The sequence below is a fragment of the Pseudomonas xantholysinigenes genome, from assembly GCF_014268885.2.
GTDB classification, from domain to species: Bacteria; Pseudomonadota; Gammaproteobacteria; order Pseudomonadales; family Pseudomonadaceae; genus Aquipseudomonas; species Aquipseudomonas xantholysinigenes.
On sequence record NZ_CP077095.1, the window covers coordinates 5,400,610 to 5,416,191 of the forward strand.

15 protein-coding genes and 2 pseudogenes are annotated in these 15,582 nt (G+C 65.1%); 6 read left to right on the plus strand and 11 right to left on the minus strand.

Annotation, left to right across the window (positions count from 1 at the left end; all coding sequences use genetic code 11):
- Positions 1–73: 73 nt before the first annotated feature.
- Positions 74–739: an isoprenoid biosynthesis glyoxalase ElbB gene (gene elbB / locus HU772_RS24010; protein ID WP_186660576.1), complete on the plus strand. Its 666-nt coding sequence runs from the start codon at positions 74–76 to the stop codon at positions 737–739.
- 245 nt (positions 740–984) lie between these two features.
- Here elbB and HU772_RS24015 read toward each other — a convergent pair whose 3' ends face one another.
- The gene (locus tag HU772_RS24015) at positions 985–1,437 is read right to left on the minus strand and encodes a YaiI/YqxD family protein (protein WP_186660574.1); all 453 of its coding nucleotides are present in this window, start codon (positions 1,435–1,437) and stop codon (positions 985–987) included.
- Positions 1,438–1,520: 83 nt separating this feature from the next.
- Positions 1,521–3,452 carry an FTR1 family protein gene (locus HU772_RS24020; RefSeq protein ID WP_186660573.1) on the minus strand — a complete coding sequence of 644 codons (1,932 nt, stop codon included), beginning with the start codon at positions 3,450–3,452 and terminating at the stop codon, positions 1,521–1,523.
- 288 nt (positions 3,453–3,740) lie between these two features.
- On the opposite strand from HU772_RS24020, the gene HU772_RS24025 reads away from it, so the two are divergent.
- From HU772_RS24025 to HU772_RS24040, 4 genes are read left to right on the plus strand one after another with little or no spacing between them, the layout of a single operon-like run.
- Entirely contained in the window at positions 3,741–5,132 is a 1,392-nt protein-coding gene (locus HU772_RS24025) for a COG3014 family protein (protein ID WP_186660571.1), read from the plus strand.
- 14 nt (positions 5,133–5,146) lie between these two features.
- Positions 5,147–5,515: a YcfL family putative periplasmic lipoprotein gene (locus HU772_RS24030; RefSeq protein ID WP_186660570.1), complete on the plus strand. Its 369-nt coding sequence runs from the start codon at positions 5,147–5,149 to the stop codon at positions 5,513–5,515.
- Between the two features lie 21 nt (positions 5,516–5,536).
- A complete protein-coding gene (lpoB, locus tag HU772_RS24035; protein ID WP_186660568.1) occupies positions 5,537–6,124 on the plus strand; it encodes a penicillin-binding protein activator LpoB in 588 nt (195 codons plus the stop codon).
- A 3-nt stretch (positions 6,125–6,127) separates the two neighbouring features.
- Positions 6,128–6,871, plus strand: coding sequence for a penicillin-binding protein activator LpoB (locus HU772_RS24040; protein ID WP_186660567.1), 744 nt, complete (start codon positions 6,128–6,130; stop codon positions 6,869–6,871).
- A 44-nt stretch (positions 6,872–6,915) separates the two neighbouring features.
- Here HU772_RS24040 and HU772_RS24045 read toward each other — a convergent pair whose 3' ends face one another.
- From HU772_RS24045 to HU772_RS24075, 7 genes are all read right to left on the minus strand, one after another.
- On the minus strand, positions 6,916–7,887 hold the full coding sequence (locus HU772_RS24045) for an IS110 family RNA-guided transposase (protein ID WP_217858722.1): 972 nt from the start codon (positions 7,885–7,887) through the stop codon (positions 6,916–6,918).
- Positions 7,888–8,253: 366 nt separating this feature from the next.
- On the minus strand, positions 8,254–9,672 hold the full coding sequence (locus HU772_RS24050) for an efflux transporter outer membrane subunit (protein WP_186662679.1): 1,419 nt from the start codon (positions 9,670–9,672) through the stop codon (positions 8,254–8,256).
- A complete protein-coding gene (locus tag HU772_RS24055; RefSeq protein ID WP_186662680.1) occupies positions 9,669–10,544 on the minus strand; it encodes an efflux RND transporter periplasmic adaptor subunit in 876 nt (291 codons plus the stop codon). Before HU772_RS24055 ends, HU772_RS24050 begins: the two co-directional genes overlap by 4 nt.
- Positions 10,541–10,753, minus strand: a complete 213-nt coding sequence (locus HU772_RS24060; RefSeq protein WP_016392395.1) for a DUF1656 domain-containing protein — start codon at positions 10,751–10,753, stop codon at positions 10,541–10,543. The genes HU772_RS24055 and HU772_RS24060 overlap by 4 nt, the downstream gene beginning before the upstream one ends.
- On the minus strand, positions 10,750–12,837 hold the full coding sequence (locus HU772_RS24065; RefSeq protein ID WP_186662681.1) for an FUSC family protein: 2,088 nt from the start codon (positions 12,835–12,837) through the stop codon (positions 10,750–10,752). Before HU772_RS24065 ends, HU772_RS24060 begins: the two co-directional genes overlap by 4 nt.
- Positions 12,834–13,271: a MarR family winged helix-turn-helix transcriptional regulator gene (locus tag HU772_RS24070; protein ID WP_186662682.1), complete on the minus strand. Its 438-nt coding sequence runs from the start codon at positions 13,269–13,271 to the stop codon at positions 12,834–12,836. The genes HU772_RS24065 and HU772_RS24070 overlap by 4 nt, the downstream gene beginning before the upstream one ends.
- 255 nt (positions 13,272–13,526) lie before the next feature.
- Positions 13,527–14,339: a tetratricopeptide repeat protein gene (locus tag HU772_RS24075; RefSeq protein ID WP_186662683.1), complete on the minus strand. Its 813-nt coding sequence runs from the start codon at positions 14,337–14,339 to the stop codon at positions 13,527–13,529.
- Between the two features lie 207 nt (positions 14,340–14,546).
- On the opposite strand from HU772_RS24075, the gene HU772_RS24080 reads away from it, so the two are divergent.
- Positions 14,547–15,104, plus strand: coding sequence for a WYL domain-containing protein (locus HU772_RS24080; protein ID WP_186662684.1), 558 nt, complete (start codon positions 14,547–14,549; stop codon positions 15,102–15,104).
- A 104-nt stretch (positions 15,105–15,208) separates the two neighbouring features.
- On the opposite strand, the pseudogene HU772_RS24085 reads toward HU772_RS24080, so the two are convergent.
- Together HU772_RS24085 and HU772_RS25140 are read right to left on the minus strand one after the other, a co-directional pair.
- Positions 15,209–15,358: pseudogene (locus HU772_RS24085) on the minus strand (ABC transporter permease); the annotation flags it as partial.
- Positions 15,348–15,452 (minus strand): annotated as a pseudogene (locus HU772_RS25140) (TauD/TfdA family dioxygenase); the annotation flags it as partial. The pseudogenes HU772_RS24085 and HU772_RS25140, both read right to left, overlap by 11 nt.
- Positions 15,453–15,582: the final 130 nt, after the last annotated feature.

Below are 15,582 nucleotides of genomic sequence, written 5' to 3' on the forward strand. Positions count from 1 at the left end.
GCGAAAGGCAAATCCCATGGATACATCTGCCAAACTAGAAGACATTTAGCGCCTCGACACTGGAGTATTGAGCATGACGAAAAAAGTAGCGGTGATTCTGTCCGGATGCGGCGTGTACGACGGCGCTGAAATCCACGAAAGCGTGATCACCCTGCTGCGCCTCGACCAGCGCGGCGCCCAGGTGCAGTGCTTCGCGCCAAACATCGCGCAACTGCATGTGATCGACCACCTGACCGGTGAAGAAATGCCCGAGTCGCGCAATGTGCTGGTGGAATCGGCGCGCATCGCCCGGGGCGAGGTGAAGGACATTCGCGAAGCCAAGGCCGAGGACTTCGACGCGCTGATCGTGCCCGGCGGCTTCGGCGCGGCGAAGAACCTGTCCAACTTTGCCGTCGAAGGCGCCAACTGCACCCTGAACCCGGATGTACTGGCCCTGGCCGAGGCCTTTGCCGATGCCTGCAAGCCGGTCGGCCTGATCTGCATCTCGCCTGCGCTGGCGGCGAAGATCTACGGGCCGGGCGTGGTCTGCACCATCGGCAAGGATGCCGGCACCGCGGCGGCCGTGGTGAAAATGGGTGGCACCCATGAAGAATGTGATGTGCACGACATCGTCGAGGATGTGCAACGCAAGCTGGTGACCACTCCGGCATACATGGAGGCCAAGTCGATCAGTGAGGCGGCAGGCGGGATCTACAAGCTGGTGGACCGGGTGCTGGAGCTGACCCACGAGAACGACTGATAAACGCTGGTGCAGGGACAACTGTCTTGTGCTGCCCGTACCGGCCTCATCGCCGGCAAGCCGGCTCCTACAGGTAAAGCGCAGGCCCATGACTGCTGCGGTCCCTGTAGGAGCGGCCTTGTGTCGCGATGGGCTGCGTAGCGGCCCCGGCGATTTTGCATGATGCCGAGATCCTGGGGCCGCTACGCGCCCCATCGCGACACAAGGCCGCTCCTACAGGCTAGGCGAATACTTCCGGGATAGCGTCAGCCTTTGGACAGGCGGGTGAGGATCCGGTCCAGCGCATTGGCAAACGCTTGCTTCTCACGCTCGCCATAAGGCGCCTGGCCACCGCCGACCTGGCCCTGCTCGCGCAGCTCGGTGAACAGGTTGCGCACCGCCAGGCGCTCGCCCATGTTGCGCTCGTCGAACTCGCGACCACGCGGGTCCAGCGCCGCCACGCCCTTCTTGATCAGGCGATCGGCCAACGGCACGTCGCTGCAGATCACCAGCTCGCCAGGCACGGCGTTGTCCACCAGGTAGTCATCAGCCGCATCCATGCCGCTGGGTACCACGATCAGCCGCACGCAGGCGAACGCCGGCTTGATCTGCGGCTGACCGGCGACCATCACCACCTCCAGCTTGCGCTTGAGGGCGAACTTGACGATCAGGTCCTTGGCCGCCTTGGGGCAGGCGTCGGCATCGATCCATACACGCATGGTTTTTTTCCTGGGTTTGGCGGATGGCCATTGTCGCAGGTTCGGCTCTTTCGCGGGTAAATCGGGGCGCCGAACCACCGCTCTCAGTTGGCCGCCGCGCGGCGTTTCTCGGCCAGGCGGCTGCGCCCGTAGAGGAACAGGATCGCCAGCAACGCCAGCGCCTGCGCGCTCAACGAATAAGCATCGGCATGGATCCCCAGCCAATCGAACTCGAAGAACGCCACCGGCCGCGTGCCCAGCACGCCGGCCTCCTGCAGCGCCTTGACGCCATGCCCGGCGAACACCACCGACAACGCGCACAGCAGCGCCGCGTTGATGCTGAAGAACAGCGACAGCGGCAACTTGGCCGAGCCGCGCAGGATCACCCAGGCCAGGCCCACCAGCAGCACCAGCGCCGTGGCGCCACCGGCCAGCACCGCCTGGTGTCCGGCCGGCCCGGCCTGCAGCCACAGGGTTTCGTAGAACAGGATCACCTCGAACAGCTCGCGGTACACCGAGAAGAACGCCAGCACGGCAAAGCCGAAGCGCCCACCACCGCTGACCAGGCTGCTCTTGATGTAGTCCTGCCAGGCCGCGGCGTGGCGGCGGTCGTGCATCCACACCCCCAGCCACAACACCATCACCGCGGCGAACAGCGCGGTGCAACCCTCGAGCAGTTCGCGCTGGGCGCCGCCCACATCGATCACATAGGCCGCCAGCGCCCAGGTGGCGAAACCGGCCACCAGCGCCAGGCCCCAGCCGATGTTGACGCTGCGCACCGCCGACTGCTGCCCGGTATTGCGCAGGAACGCGAGGATCGCCGCCAGCACCAGGATCGCCTCGAGGCCCTCGCGCAGCAGGATCAGCAGGCCGGAAATGTAGCTCAGCGACCAGCTCAGGCCGTCACTGCCCAGCAGCTTGGCAGCCGCGTCCAGCTTGGCCTTGGCCTCGGCCAGGCGCTGTTCGGCCTGGGCCACCGGCAGGCCGTCCTGCAACGACTGGCGGTAGGCCATCAAGGTTTTTTCAGTGTCCTTGCGGGCCTGGGTGTCGATGTTGTCGAGCGAGCTTTCCACCAGCTCGAAGCCTTCCAGGTAGGCCGCCACCGACAAGTCATAGGCCTGGTCGTGGTCGCCGGCGCGATAGGCCGCCAGGCTCTTGTCCAGGGTGCTGGCGGTGTATTCGAGCAACTGCGCCGGGCCACGCTTGGCCTGCGGCGGCTGCGCGCGCTGGGCGCGGAACGCGGCCACGGCTCCGGCGCCTTCGCTTGCGGCAACCTCGGCCGGGGTCTGGCGGGCCAGGTCAGCGAGGTTCCAGGCCTTGTCGCTTTTGGCGGCCTGCGGATCGGCGGTGAAGCTGGCGATGTAGGCCGCCACGTCCCAGCGCTGACGCTCGTCGAGCTGGTCGGCGAACGAGGGCATTTCGGTGCCTTCGATGCCCAGGCCCAAGGTGTTGTACAGGTCGAACAGGCTCAGGTGATCGAGGCGCTCGACGCTGCGCAGGTTGGCCGGCGGCGGCTCAAGGCCGGTACCGGCCGGGCCGTCGCCCAGGCCACTGTCGCCGTGGCAGATGGCGCAGTTCTGCGCGTACAGCGAGGCGCCACGGGCCGGGTCGGGGGTGATCACCGGGGCCTGGCTGACCTCGTAGGCCACCGCCAGGCGGGCGCCCAGCTGGCGTGCCTGACGCGCCACCCCGGCACCGTCCTGGCGCTGGTCGATGGCCTGGCGCAGGTCTTTCACGCCCTGCTCCAGCGCGCCCCGTTCGGGATTGTCCGGCAGGCCCTTGATCAGCTCGGCGAGCACGCCGCTGAACTCCTGCTGCTCGCGGTATTCGCCGTCATCCACCACCTTGCCGTCGCGCACGGTAGGTGGGTAGTCGGCACCGATGTAGTCCAGCAAGTGCAGGGCCTTGGTCGCATCGGCAGGGGCTTCGGCCAGCGCCAGGACGCTGCACAGCGCCAACACCGGACCGAGCACCAGGGCAAGCAGACGGGAACGGGAAATCATGGCCAATCTCGAGGTAAATACGAAAGAGAACATTGTTCACTTCCACTCTGCATCGCTCAAGGCTCAGGGGCAGATTTCATGAAAAATCCCGTGACAATTTGCCGAAAGGCCACTTCGAGCAGGCTTTTTCGACTGCTGGCAAACCTGCGGAAGTTGCGAAGCATTTCGCCATCATGGCGCTACTACTTTGGGTATAATCCCGCGCCGCCGTAATAGCCATTAGCAATCAAGGCGCCTCCATCGAGAGGTTCTGGCGATAAACAGAGGGATCTGCCGCCCCCGCCCGCGCGGCTCATTTGTTTCAGGGAAAGAAGAAGTCCGATGGTATCCCGCGCTTTGACCCTGGCGACCCTGTTCGCCGCCGTGCAGCTCACCGGCTGCTCGGTCTTCCGCAGCTACGACAGTGAATTGCAGGAGACCAACCAGCAGTTGGCCGCCGGCAATGTCGATGCCGCCCTCGCCTTGCTGGAAAGCCACAACAAGGGCGAGCAGAAAGACCTGCTCTACTACTTCGAAAAAGGCGAACTGCTGCGCTCCAAGGGTGACCTCAAGGGCAGCCAGGATGCCTGGCGCTCGGCCGACAGCGTGGTGTTCCAATGGGAAGAGTCGGTCAAGCTCGACACCGACAAGTACCTCAGCCAGTTCGGCAGCTACCTGGTCAACGACAAGGTCCGTCGCTACGAAGGCTACGACTACGAAAAAGTCATGCTGACCACGCAGATGGCCCTGAACCTGCTGGCGCAGAACGATTTCGACGGTGCCCGCACCGAGATCAAGAAAACCCACGAACGCGAGGCGATCATCGCCGAGCTGCGCGACAAGGAATACCTCAAGCGCGAGGAAGACGCCGAGAAGGAAGGCATCAAGACCGAGTACAAGGATTTGCAGGGCTACCCGGTCGCCAGCCTCGACGCGCCGGAAGTGGTCAACCTGAAGAACAGCTACCAGAGCGCCTTCAGCCACTACCTGTCCGGCTTCGTCTATGAGGCCCTGGGCGAAAAAGGCCTGGCCGCGCCGGGCTACCGCAAGGCCGCCGAACTGCGCCCGAACACGCCGCTGCTGGAGCAGGCCCTGCTCGACCTGGACAAGAACAGCGCCAAGGCCGGTGAAAGCGACGTGCTGATCGTGGTGCAGAGCGGCCTGGCCCCGGCCCGCGACTCGATCCGCATCCCCCTGCCGCTGCCGATCGAGGACAACCTGGTGATCACCCCGCTGTCGTTCCCGATCATGCGCGAGGACACCTCCACCGCCCCCCTGGGCGCGATCAACCTCGACGACCAGGCCTTGGCCCTGACCGCGCTCAACAGCACCAGCGCCATGTCGCGCCGCGCCCTGCGCGACGACATGCCGGGCATCATCCTGCGCACCAGCGTGCGCGCCATCAGCCGCGGCGTGGCGCAGAAGAACCTGAACAAGACCAACCCCATGGCCGGCCTGGTGGTCGGCATCGCCTCCACCGTGCTCGAAGGCGCCGATACCCGCACCTGGCGCACCCTGCCCGACCAGACCCAGGTGGCGCGGGTACGCCTCAAGCCCGGCGAGCATCGCCTGAACCTGCCGTCGAGCCTCGGCGGCACCCAGGTCAAGGTGAAGATCGACCGGCCCTACCAGGTAGTGAACCTGCGTGTGCTCGGCAACCGTGTATTCGCCGGCGGCCCGGCCGTCGAAGTCGCCCCGCAGGCCCCGGCGCAAGCCGTCGCCAGCCTCAAGTAAGCAAAGGATCGAACATGCGCAAAACATGCCTCGCCCTGGCCGCCGTCGCCCTGCTGGCCGGCTGTGCCACCCCGCCACCCGCGCCCGGCAGCGCCGCCAGCAAGGTGGTGACCATGGGCCAGCTCGATGACATCAAGATCGGCCAGATGCGCGTCGCCCGCGAGAACGGTTTCCTCACCGTCAACGTGGCGCTGAACAACACCAGCCGCGGCAACCAGACGCTCTACTACCGCTTCGCCTGGCTAGGCGACGACGGTTTCCCGGTGGCCGACGAAGAAAGCTGGAAGGCCCTGCCGCTGTACGGCAAGCAGGCCAAGTTCCTGCCCGCCATCGCCCCAACCCCTGCCGCCCGCGACTTCCGCCTCGAAGTCCACACCCGGTAACCCCTTTCAGGAGCACGTTTCATGTTTGCACGCCTTTCCCTCGCCGCCATCGCCATTGCCCTGGTCAGCGGCTGCAGCACCCCGTCGCCGGTCCTCGGCGGCAAGAACATCAGCTACGGCGACAGCAAGGCCGTCGAGCTGGTCACCAACGAGTTCGGCTCCACCGACCTGCAGATGATCGCCGAGAGCATGACCCGCTCCCTGGCCCAGTCCGGCGTGCTGCACGGCCGTCCGGTGGTGCAGGTGTACGACGTGAAGAACAAGACCAGCGAGTACATCGATACCCGCGAGATCACCACCTCGATCAAGACCCAGCTGATGAAGTCCGGCGTGGCGCGCTTCGCCAGTGACAACACCGACATGCAGAGCCAAGTCGACCAGCTCAAGCTGCAGAACCAGAGCGGCCTGTACAAGAAGAAGACCGTGGCCAAGACCGGCAACATGATCGCCGCCAAGTACCGCCTGGAAGGCTCGATCAGCTCCATCGTCAAGCGCAGCAGCGACTACAAGGACGTGTTCTACAAGTTCAGCCTGCAACTGGTCGACGTCGAAAGCGGCCTGGCCGAGTGGATGGACGAAAAAGAAATCCGCAAGACCACGGAGCGCTGATCGATGCGTGCATGGATGGCAATCATTGGCCTGGCCTGCGCCTTCGGTGCGCAGGCGGCCCCCAAGGTGGCGGTGACCGACCTGGCCTACCAGGCGCAGGTGGAGGAATACATCCACACCGTCAACGCCCAGAGCAGCGGCCAGGCCGGCATGTACCACGCCAGCGGGCAGTCGAGCTACAGCGAGTACGAGAGCCTCAACAGCTACATCGAGCAGACCGAACTGCGCAAGTTCGGCGGTGACATCAAGGGCGAGCTCCTCAAGACCGGCATGTTCCAGCTGGTCCAGGGCCGCCCGTATACCGCCGACTCGAAGGAAGACGTGTACGACGTGATCCGCCGTATCAAGAACGGCGCGTTCAAGGGCGCCGACTACGTGCTGTTCGGCACCCTGTCGGACATCGACTTCCAGCAGGACATCAACTCGCTGGACCACACCGACAGCTACTCGGCGGTGCTGGGCCTGACCGTGGTCGCCGACTTCAGCCTGATCAACACCCGCACCTACGAGATCACCTCGGCGTTCACCGCCATGGGTGAAGGGCAGGACACCAAGCTGGTGAAGGGCCAGGACCGCCGCGTGACGTTGAACCGTCCGCGGGTGGTGCGGGAGGTGTCGAAGGCGCTGGGCGAGGATGTGGCGCAGCAGCTGGCCGAGCAACTGGGTGGCTCGCTGCCTGGGCAACCAAAAGCGCCGCGTGGTCGCGACAACCTGCCGCCGGATGAACCTGCGCGGGTGCTGAACTAGCCCCCCTGAGCCACACGCAATCCCTGTAGATACCGTCTTGACCCTCACCCCGCAAGAGGGATTTTGGGGTCAAACGGTATCCCCGACTTCACCACCCCGTAAACCAGGTGCAGCAGCTTGCGCATCGCCGCGCAGACGATCTGTTTGTAAGCTTTGTGCCGGCTGCTCAACCGCTCTGCCAGTTCCTTCACAACAGGGTTATGTCTGATTGAGACAGTGCCTGACATCCACAAGCCTGCACGCAGCCTTGAGGCGCCTGTACGCGAAATAGTGCTCTTACCTATGAACTCTCCCGATTGCTGCACCACTGGGTTTAAGCCTGAAAACGCGACAATCGCAGAAGGGCTTTGGTATTTCAGTGGATCGCCCAGTTCGGCGAGCAGCAACGTAGCAGTGGTGTCACCCAAACCATCAATCGAGGTAATCAGCTCACGTCGCTTGCGCAGGTCTGGATCATCATCGATCGTCTGCTCGATGGCCTTCCTGGTCTTTTCCAGCTCTTCGTTGATGTGCCCGATTACGTCTTGAATCGACTGCTGTACCGCATCTAGTGCGACATCCAAACGATTCTGCTCCATCTGGCGCATTTCCTTGAGGTCGTCCAGTCGCCGCACCAGAGCACGCAAGCGGCGCTGCGCAGGGGGCTCAGGCTCCCACTGGCGAAGCGAGACAGCCTTTTGTTGGCCATAGGCAGCAATGACTTTGGCGTCAGCCTTATCTGTTTTGACGCGCCGAAGCTCCACGTCAGCGAATTTCGCAATCACCGCCGGGTTCAGAATGCACACCCGATAACCTTGGTTGTGACAGTGCTCGGCCAGCGCTTCGTGATAGATGCCTGTAGCCTCCATAACAATCCAGGCGCCTGGTTCAGCATGGCGCTCAAGCCAGTCGCTAAACTGCCTGAACCCTCCAGGATCATTGGACAGCTTGGCTTTGGTGCGCATCTTGCCATTGGGGAGCGGGATGGCAATGTCGAAAGATTTTTTGGCGACATCAACGCCAACAAAGACGGACATGATCTCCTCCTTCAAACTACGAAAGTCGATCACCCTACACTCAGTTCAACCTTGTTAATGCGTGCTCACGCCGGGGGCGGGCACTAGATACCGTTCGAACTCGTCGAGTGGGGTTGGAAGACCAGAGCGTTATCTACAGTGCGGGCTTGATGCCCTTGGAGCGGCTCTGCTTCAAGGCCTTCCCTCGATGATCAGTCGAGAACTTTCGCCTCTAGGGAGGCGAAAGTCGAGATACAAGGAGCGGCCTTGTGCCGCTATGGGCTGCGTAGCGGCTCCGGCAATTTTGCATGATGCCGAGATCCTGGGGCCGCTACGCGCCCCATCGCGGCACAAGGCCGCTCCTACAGGGGTCTGTATTCGCAGCCATCAAGGCCTGGCGCTGTTCTTCCAGCCGCCCCCCAAGGCCAGGAACACCCCGATCTGCCCCATCGCCACCTGGCTGTTGGCCGCCGCCAGTTGCGCGCGGACATCGGTGTAGGTACGGGTCGCCTGCAAGTCCGCCAGGAACGACTCGCGCCCGACCTGGTAGCGCAGGTGGGTCTGGTCCGCCGACTCTTTCGCCGAACGCTCGGCATCGGCCAGCGCATCACGCCGGTCCAGCAGCGCGCTGTACTGCGCCAGGCGGGTCTGGGTCTCGCGAATGGCGTTGAGCACCACCCCGTCGAAATGCGCCAGCGCCGCCTGGGTCGAGGCCTCGGCCATGCGAATGCGCGCGCGGGTGCCGTTGGTGGGGATGTTCCAGCTGATCTGCGGGCCGAAGCCCCAGCGATTGGTCGAAGGATCGCCAAGATTCTTGGCCAGGCCAATGGTGCCGATCTGCGCGCCGATGCTGATATCCGGATACAACGCGCCAGTGGCTACGCCGATGGTCGCGGTGGCGGCGGCCAGCTGGCGTTCGGCCTGGCGCACATCAGGGCGGCGCTTGAGCAGCGCGGCGCCGTCACCGATCGGGATCAGCTGCGCCAATTGTGGCAGCTCGGCGCAGTCGGCGGTGCCCGCCGGCAGTTGCTCGACCGGCTTGGCCAGCAGCGCGGCCAAGGTATACAAGCCGGCCTCGCGCTCTGCCTTGAAGCGCGGCAGCTCGGCACGCAGCGACTTGAACTGGGTCTGCGAACGGGTCACCTGGGTCTCGTCGCCACGGCCGGCGTCGCGCAGGCGTTGGGTCAGCTGCACGCTCTGCTGCTGCAAGTCCAGCGACTCATGGGCGATATGGTATTCCTCGTTGGCCGAGCATACCTGGGTATAGGCCTTGACCACGTCGGCCACCAGGGTGATGCGTGCGGTGTCGGCCGCGGCCTGCACCGCGTCGGCGTTGGCCTTGGCGGCCTCGGTGCCACGCTTGAAAGTGCCCCACAGGTCGAACTGGTAGCTGGCGCTGACAATGGCCTCACCGATGTTGCCCACCGGCACCTTCTCTGGCAGCAGGAAGGCTTCGCCGGACTCCTGCAGGCGCTGGGCGGCCAGCTTGACGCCACCGTTGAAGCCGCCTTGCGACTCGGCCACTTCCACCTGGGCACGGGCCTTGGCGATGTTGGCGGCGGCCACGCGCAGTTCGGTGTTGGCGCTCAGCGCCTGGCGCACCAGCTCGTTGAGCCGTTGATCCTGGTACAGCTGCCACCAGTCCTCGGGCACCGGCGCCGACACCACGCTGTCGGCGTCCTGGCGCAGCGGGCCATTGAGGTCATCACGCTGCACCGCGGCGTCCTTGGGCAGCTGGTAGTCGGGGCCAACCATCATGCAGGCGCCGAGGGACAGGCACAGCCCCGCCAGGATCAGCTGTTTCATGGACGTTGCCCCTCGATGATCGACACCGTGGCGGTACGCCCGGCGATCATGCGGAAGTCTTCCGGCACTTCATCGAAGGCGATGCGCACGGGGATGCGCTGGGCCAGGCGCACCCAGCTGAACGCCGGGTTGACGTTGGGCAGCAGGTTGGCGCCGCTGCTGCGGTCACGGTCCTCGATGCCGGCGGCCAGGCTCTGCACGCGGCCGCGCAGGCGGGTGGTGTCGCCCATCACGCGGATGTCCACGGCATCGCCGATATGGATGCCGCCGAGCTTGGTCTCCTCGAAGTAGCCATCGACGTGGTACGAGGCACTGTCGACCACCGACAGCACCGGTCGCCCGGCGCTGACGAACTCGTGGGCACGCGGGGCGCGGTCGTTGAGGTAGCCGTCCACCGGGCTGCGCACCACCGAACGGTCGAGGTTGAGCTGGGCCACATCCACCTGCACCTGGGCCTCGTTGACCGCCGAGCGGGCGCGGGCCTCGCGGGACTGGCTCTCTTCCAGCTGCTCGGCCGCCACCAGGTTGCCTAACTTGCGGTTGCGCTGCGCCTCGCGGGAGGCCTGAGCCAGGGTTTCCTGGCGCTCGGCCAGGGTCGCCTTGGCCTGGCGCAGGGCCAGGGTGAAGCGGTCCTGGTCGATGGTGAACAGCACGTCGCCGCGCTTGATGGTCTGGTTGTCGCGCACCTCGACCTGCTGGATCAACCCCGACACATCGGGGGCGATCTGGATCACATCGGCGCGGATATGACCGTCACGGGTCCAGGGGGCGAACATGTAGTACACGACCATCTGCCACACGAGCACGGCGGCGAACGTCACTACCAGCAAGGTCAGGACCACACGGCCCAGGGTCAGCAAAGGTTTTTTCATGGCAGCATCAGGCTTCGGCAAAAGTGGTCCACCGCGCCAAGCAGCACGGCATACAGGGCAACGTTGAACAACGCCCGGTGCCAGACCAGGCGGTAGAAGTGCAGGCGCACCAGCACCGCGTGCACCCCAAGAAACAACAGGTAGGTGCCAAACATCATCACCAGCAGCGTGGGCAGGAACACCCCGCTGATATCCAGTTCACCGATCACAGGGGCGCTCCGTCGAGGCCGGGGGGCAGTTGCGTTTGTTCGGCAGGCTCGAGCATCACTTCCACGCCCGGCAACAACGCCAGACGCAGGCCGCTCAAGGCATGCAGCAAGTGGGTGCGGGCATCGCCGCGCTCATACAGCTCGTCCAGGTTCAGCGCCAGGCGCGCACGCTCCATGTTGCGCAACAGCGCCGCCGGAGCATGCAGGCGCTCGCCGGCACGCAGGCAGGCGGCGTAGTGGCCGCCGGCGTCCTCGATCACGGTCTGCAGGCGCTCGCGGGCTTGCTGGCCGGCACGCGGCAGGTAGGCCAGCAGGTCGAGCAGGTTCAAGCCCACGCGCAGGTCGCGCAACGCCACGCCGCTGTCCTGGCCGGTCTGCGACAGCCGCGGCAGGTGCTGCATCAGGCGATCGAGCAACTGCACGCCGACCTGACGGTGCTCGGCCAGGGTCGCAGGCTCGGTCATCTCGACGATGTCGCGCCAGACGAAGCGGGTCATGCGCTTGGCCGCCAGCTCGACACCGAACGGGCGCACCACCAGGGTCCAGATGAAGGCGAACAGCAACCCCACCGGCCCCGCCAGGTTGGCATTGATGAAGGTGAAGAAGTCGGCGTCGTAGGCACCCTGAATGCTGATGAAGGTCGAGGTGTTGACGATGGTCAGCAAGGTGCCGAGGTAGAAGCGCGGCTGTACCGTCAGGGTGCCGACACAGATGAACGGCACGGCGAAGGCCAGCACCAGCATCGGGAAATCGTGCAGGTTGGGCAGCACCAGGAACAGGTACAGGCTGGAGAAGATCACCGACATCAAGGTCCAGAAGAAGAACCGGTAGATCTGTGGCGCGGGGTCATCCATGGCGGCGAAGAAGCTGCACGACACCGCGGCGAGAATCACCGCGCTGGCGCCGTCGTTCCAGCCCAGGCCAATCCACAGGCCGCAGGCAACGACGATGGCAGTGACAGTGGAAAACACCGAGTACAGCATCAGGCCACGGTCGAAGAACGGCGTCAGCCGGCCCAGGCGCCAGTGGCGATACACCGCGCGCCAGGGCGTGGCGTCGTCCTGGCGCAGGGCGTGCTGCAAGGTGCAGCAGTCCTGCCACAGGTCGACCCATTCGGTCAGCCGGTACAGGGCGTTGGACATCAACAGCTGGTCGCGCTGATCGAGCGCGGCGGCGCTGGGCTGGAGGCGGTCGATCTGCTCGTGCAGGGCGGTCCAGCGTGCCACCGAGGCGCTGTCGGCAGTGCCCTTGAGCCATTCACGGGCCTGCCCGAGCACTGGCTGCAACAGGGCGAACTGCGCCGGCGCGCGGTTTTCCAGGGCCACCAGGGCGTCGTCCAGGGCGTCGATCACCGGTAGTAGGTGGATCATCCGCCCACGCAGTTCGCGGGCATTCTTCAGCGTATGCGGGCCGGCACCTTCATGGCTGAGCTGGCCGATCATCGGTTCCAGCGTGTTGAAGGTGGCGACCATCGCCCCGCGCATGCCGCCAACCTTCTCGGCGCTGGCTTCACGGGCAAGGTAAGTATCGCTGTAGCGGATCGCCTCGGCGAACCAGTTGCTGGCCGAGCCCAGCACCACCGGCGCCAGCCGCCGTGGCCAGAACACCGCGCCGACCACCGCCGCGCAGACGATCCCCAGGCAGATTTCCTGGGCCCGGGAAGAGGCCACATCGAACACCGCCAGCGGATTGTCGACCACGGCCAGGGCGATCATCGGCAAGGTGTAGCCGGCCAGCATCAGCACGTAGTTGTTGGCGGTGCGCAGGTTCAGCGAGAGGAACAGCAAGGTGCCGGTCCACAAGGCAATGGCGATGCTCAGCAGCAACGGCGACTGCACCAGCGGCGGGACCAGGAGAATGGCGCCGCCGGCCCCGAGCAAGGTGCCAAGGGCGCGATACAAGGCCTTGGAGGTGGTCGGGCCGAGGAACGGGCTGGAGACGATGTATACCGTGGCCATGGCCCAATACGGACGCGGCAGTTGCATCAGCAGGGCGATGTACAGGGCGATCATCGAGGCGGCGAAGGTGCGCACGCCGTAGAACCAGTCGCGCGCCGGTGGCACCGAACTGAAGAAACCATTCATGCCGGATGCCCCGCCTGTTCGAAGGCGTGGATCACCCGCAGGGTGGCTTCCAGGTCGGCCTGGTCGATACCGGCGAGCACTTCGCGGCGCAGGCGCACCAGTTCACCCTCGATCGACTCGGCCAGAGCCCGCCCTTCGCGGGTCAGGCTCAGGGCCTTGGCCCGGCGGTCCAGCGGATCTTCACTGCGGCAGACCAGCCCGGCCTTGCACAGCTGATCGAGCAGGCGCACCAGCGACGGGCTTTCCAGACCGGCGGCGTGGGCCACGGCGACCTGATGCACGCCATCGCCCAGGCGCACGATCATCAGCAGCGGCACGGCGCAGGCTTCGGAAATGCCATAGCCGGTCAGGGCGCCCTGGCACAGGCGACGCCAATGCCGGGCGGCCACGACCATGCCGCTGCTGATCTTCAGGTGCAGTGCGTCTAGGGACATGTGAGAACCGAGGATATTCATAGTTTGCTAACTATCAATATACGCCCTGCCCTCCCCCTGTCGTCAACCGTGGGCGACAAGAGGGGGAGATGAAAGGTTGTTCATCAAGCCGTGCGCGAACTGTGTAGGAGCGGCCTTGTGCCGCGAAAGGGCCGCGAAGCGGCCCCAGCGATTTCAGGTTAATGCGCGAACACGGGGGCGCTTCGCACCCCTTTCGCGGCACAAGGCCGCTCAGGGAACGCATCGCACCTTGCCTCACGGCTGGATCTGGTCTTCCAGCTTCATGGTCAACGCCAGCTTACTGCCCAGCTTGATGGCCTGGTCACGCCAGCCCAGGTAACGTGCCGCGTCGCGGCTGCTGAAGTACACCGCCAGTTCCTCGGCGGCATGCATCACCCCGGTCGCCGCCGCCAGCTCCAGCCAGTACAACCCAGCCCGGGCATCCGCCTCCACGTTCACACCGTGCAGCAAGCGATAGCCCACCTCGAAACGGCAGCGTTTCTCACCACGCTGGGCGCCACGCAGGAACCACTGGTAGGCCTCGAGCGCATCGACCTGCCACACCTGGTCGCCGTCGCAGACCTCTTCCTCGTACAGGTCGCCCAAGGCCGCGGCGGCATGCACCATGCCGCGCTCGAAGGCGTGCCGGTAGTACTCCGCAGCGTTGGCGTAGGACACGTCCACGCCCTTGCCGAAATAGTGCTGCTGACCAAGGTTGAACCACGCCGCGGCATTGCCCTGCAACGCAGCCATGCGCAGCAGGTGCCCGGCCAGCGAAGTATCACCCCGCCAGTACTTGCCGTTGAGCCAGATCCAGCCCAGGTCGTTGAGCGCCGCCACGTTGCCCAGCAGCGCCTGGCGACACAGGTCGTGATAGACCGCCTGCAGGTCGACCGCTTCGTCCAGGCGATCGATCAGGCCGAAGCGCTCGCCGGGCAAAGCCTGCTGGCTGGGCATGCCGACCCCGGCGAACAGCCGGTGACGCTGGCCCGGGCGCGCCGGCGCCGGGACGATCCGCTCGGGAAGCAGCCGGGCGAGCAGCGAATGGATATTGCTGGCGGCAGACATGTTCATCCTCATTGAACGACCCACAGCTCCAACCTCCACTGTGTTGAGGCGTGATTCTGCGCGATGGCACGACAAAACCTGTCGCGAACGATTCAAAGCCAGGCAACCAATTGCTGCTTCCTTGATCTGAGCAGGGCTGTGGCCAATTGCCATGCCTCGCCCGTGCCGCCATCCTATGCCGGCAAGCCTAGACAAGGACGTTCCCTTTTGCCGTTCGCCACCACCCGCGCCACCCTCAGTCGACAATGGGCGTTGCTGCGCCAGTTGCCCAGTCGTTCCCCCGGGATCACCAGTGCCGAACTGGTGTGGCGCCTGCGTGACGTGGGCTTCAGCGTCAGCAAGCGCACGGTCGAGCGCGACCTCAATGAGCTGTCGTTGATCTTTCCGCTGGAGCGCAACGACAAGAGCATTCCGTTCGGCTGGCACTGGTCGGCCAATGCGGGCAGCGAATTGCGCGGCAACTTCGACCTGCAAGGCTATCTGCGTGGCGATACGTTGCAGCCGGGGCAGGAAGACGGCCTCGAGCTGCAGGCGTGGGTCAGCGATCTGCTCGCGCGGCGCCTGCGCGAAGCGCCGCTGACCGGCGACATGCAACTGACGGCGCTGGAGCAAGGCCACCGGCTGCGCGCGACCGTGGCCGATGGCTGGCCGTTGCGCTGGTGGCTGCTGAGCCAGGGGGATGGCCTGGTGGTAGAAGCGCCGCAGGCGCTGCGCGAGGAGATTGCGCGGACGCTGGACAGCGCGGCGGCACAGTATCGGGATTGAGCTCGGTGTTATTGCATTCGCGGGTGAACCCGCTCCCACAGGGCTCTTGAATAGCCTGTGGGAGCGGGTTTACCCGCGAAGCAGGCCACACCGGCCGTACAAATCTAGTGCTGCATGCCCCAGCGCCGCACGGTCAGCCGCTCCAGGGTGTTGAACACCAGCCCCTCCACCAGCAGGCCGATCAGGATCACCACCGCCAGCCCGGCGACCACCTTGTCGGTGTACAGCTCGTTGCGGTTCTGGAAGATGTACCAGCTCGGCACCGACGGCGCCGCTGAACGGGCGGATGTCGAAGGTTTGCGGCAGGGCGCTGTCGATGGACGACAAGGCGTTCGAGGCGGCTGGCATTGGTCGCAGTGCGCGACATCAGGGCGCGCAACGATCGGAAACGCACGGGGATTGCCCGTGTGGGTTCGAGTCGTGCGGCGCGCCGATTGGTCGGCGGGTACGCAGTGGGGTGACTATAAAGTCATAAAAA

Excerpts from the sequence above, each read along its gene's own strand:
- HU772_RS24030 (WP_186660570.1), top strand. The coding sequence starts at position 5,147 with ATGCGCAAAACATGCCTCGCCCTGGCCGCCGTCGCCCTGCTGGCCGGC.
- HU772_RS24040 (WP_186660567.1), top strand. The coding sequence starts at position 6,128 with ATGCGTGCATGGATGGCAATCATTGGCCTGGCCTGCGCCTTCGGTGCG.
- lpoB (WP_186660568.1), top strand. The coding sequence starts at position 5,537 with ATGTTTGCACGCCTTTCCCTCGCCGCCATCGCCATTGCCCTGGTCAGC.
- HU772_RS24020 (WP_186660573.1), bottom strand. The coding sequence starts at position 3,452 with ATGTTCTCTTTCGTATTTACCTCGAGATTGGCCATGATTTCCCGTTCC.
- HU772_RS24025 (WP_186660571.1), top strand. The coding sequence starts at position 3,741 with ATGGTATCCCGCGCTTTGACCCTGGCGACCCTGTTCGCCGCCGTGCAG.
- elbB (WP_186660576.1), top strand. The coding sequence starts at position 74 with ATGACGAAAAAAGTAGCGGTGATTCTGTCCGGATGCGGCGTGTACGAC.
- HU772_RS24070 (WP_186662682.1), bottom strand. The coding sequence starts at position 13,271 with ATGTCCCTAGACGCACTGCACCTGAAGATCAGCAGCGGCATGGTCGTG.
- HU772_RS24075 (WP_186662683.1), bottom strand. The coding sequence starts at position 14,339 with ATGTCTGCCGCCAGCAATATCCATTCGCTGCTCGCCCGGCTGCTTCCC.
- HU772_RS24055 (WP_186662680.1), bottom strand. The coding sequence starts at position 10,544 with ATGAAAAAACCTTTGCTGACCCTGGGCCGTGTGGTCCTGACCTTGCTG.
- HU772_RS24050 (WP_186662679.1), bottom strand. The coding sequence starts at position 9,672 with ATGAAACAGCTGATCCTGGCGGGGCTGTGCCTGTCCCTCGGCGCCTGC.
- HU772_RS24045 (WP_217858722.1), bottom strand. The coding sequence starts at position 7,887 with ATGTCCGTCTTTGTTGGCGTTGATGTCGCCAAAAAATCTTTCGACATT.
- HU772_RS24065 (WP_186662681.1), bottom strand. The coding sequence starts at position 12,837 with ATGAATGGTTTCTTCAGTTCGGTGCCACCGGCGCGCGACTGGTTCTAC.
- HU772_RS24015 (WP_186660574.1), bottom strand. The coding sequence starts at position 1,437 with ATGCGTGTATGGATCGATGCCGACGCCTGCCCCAAGGCGGCCAAGGAC.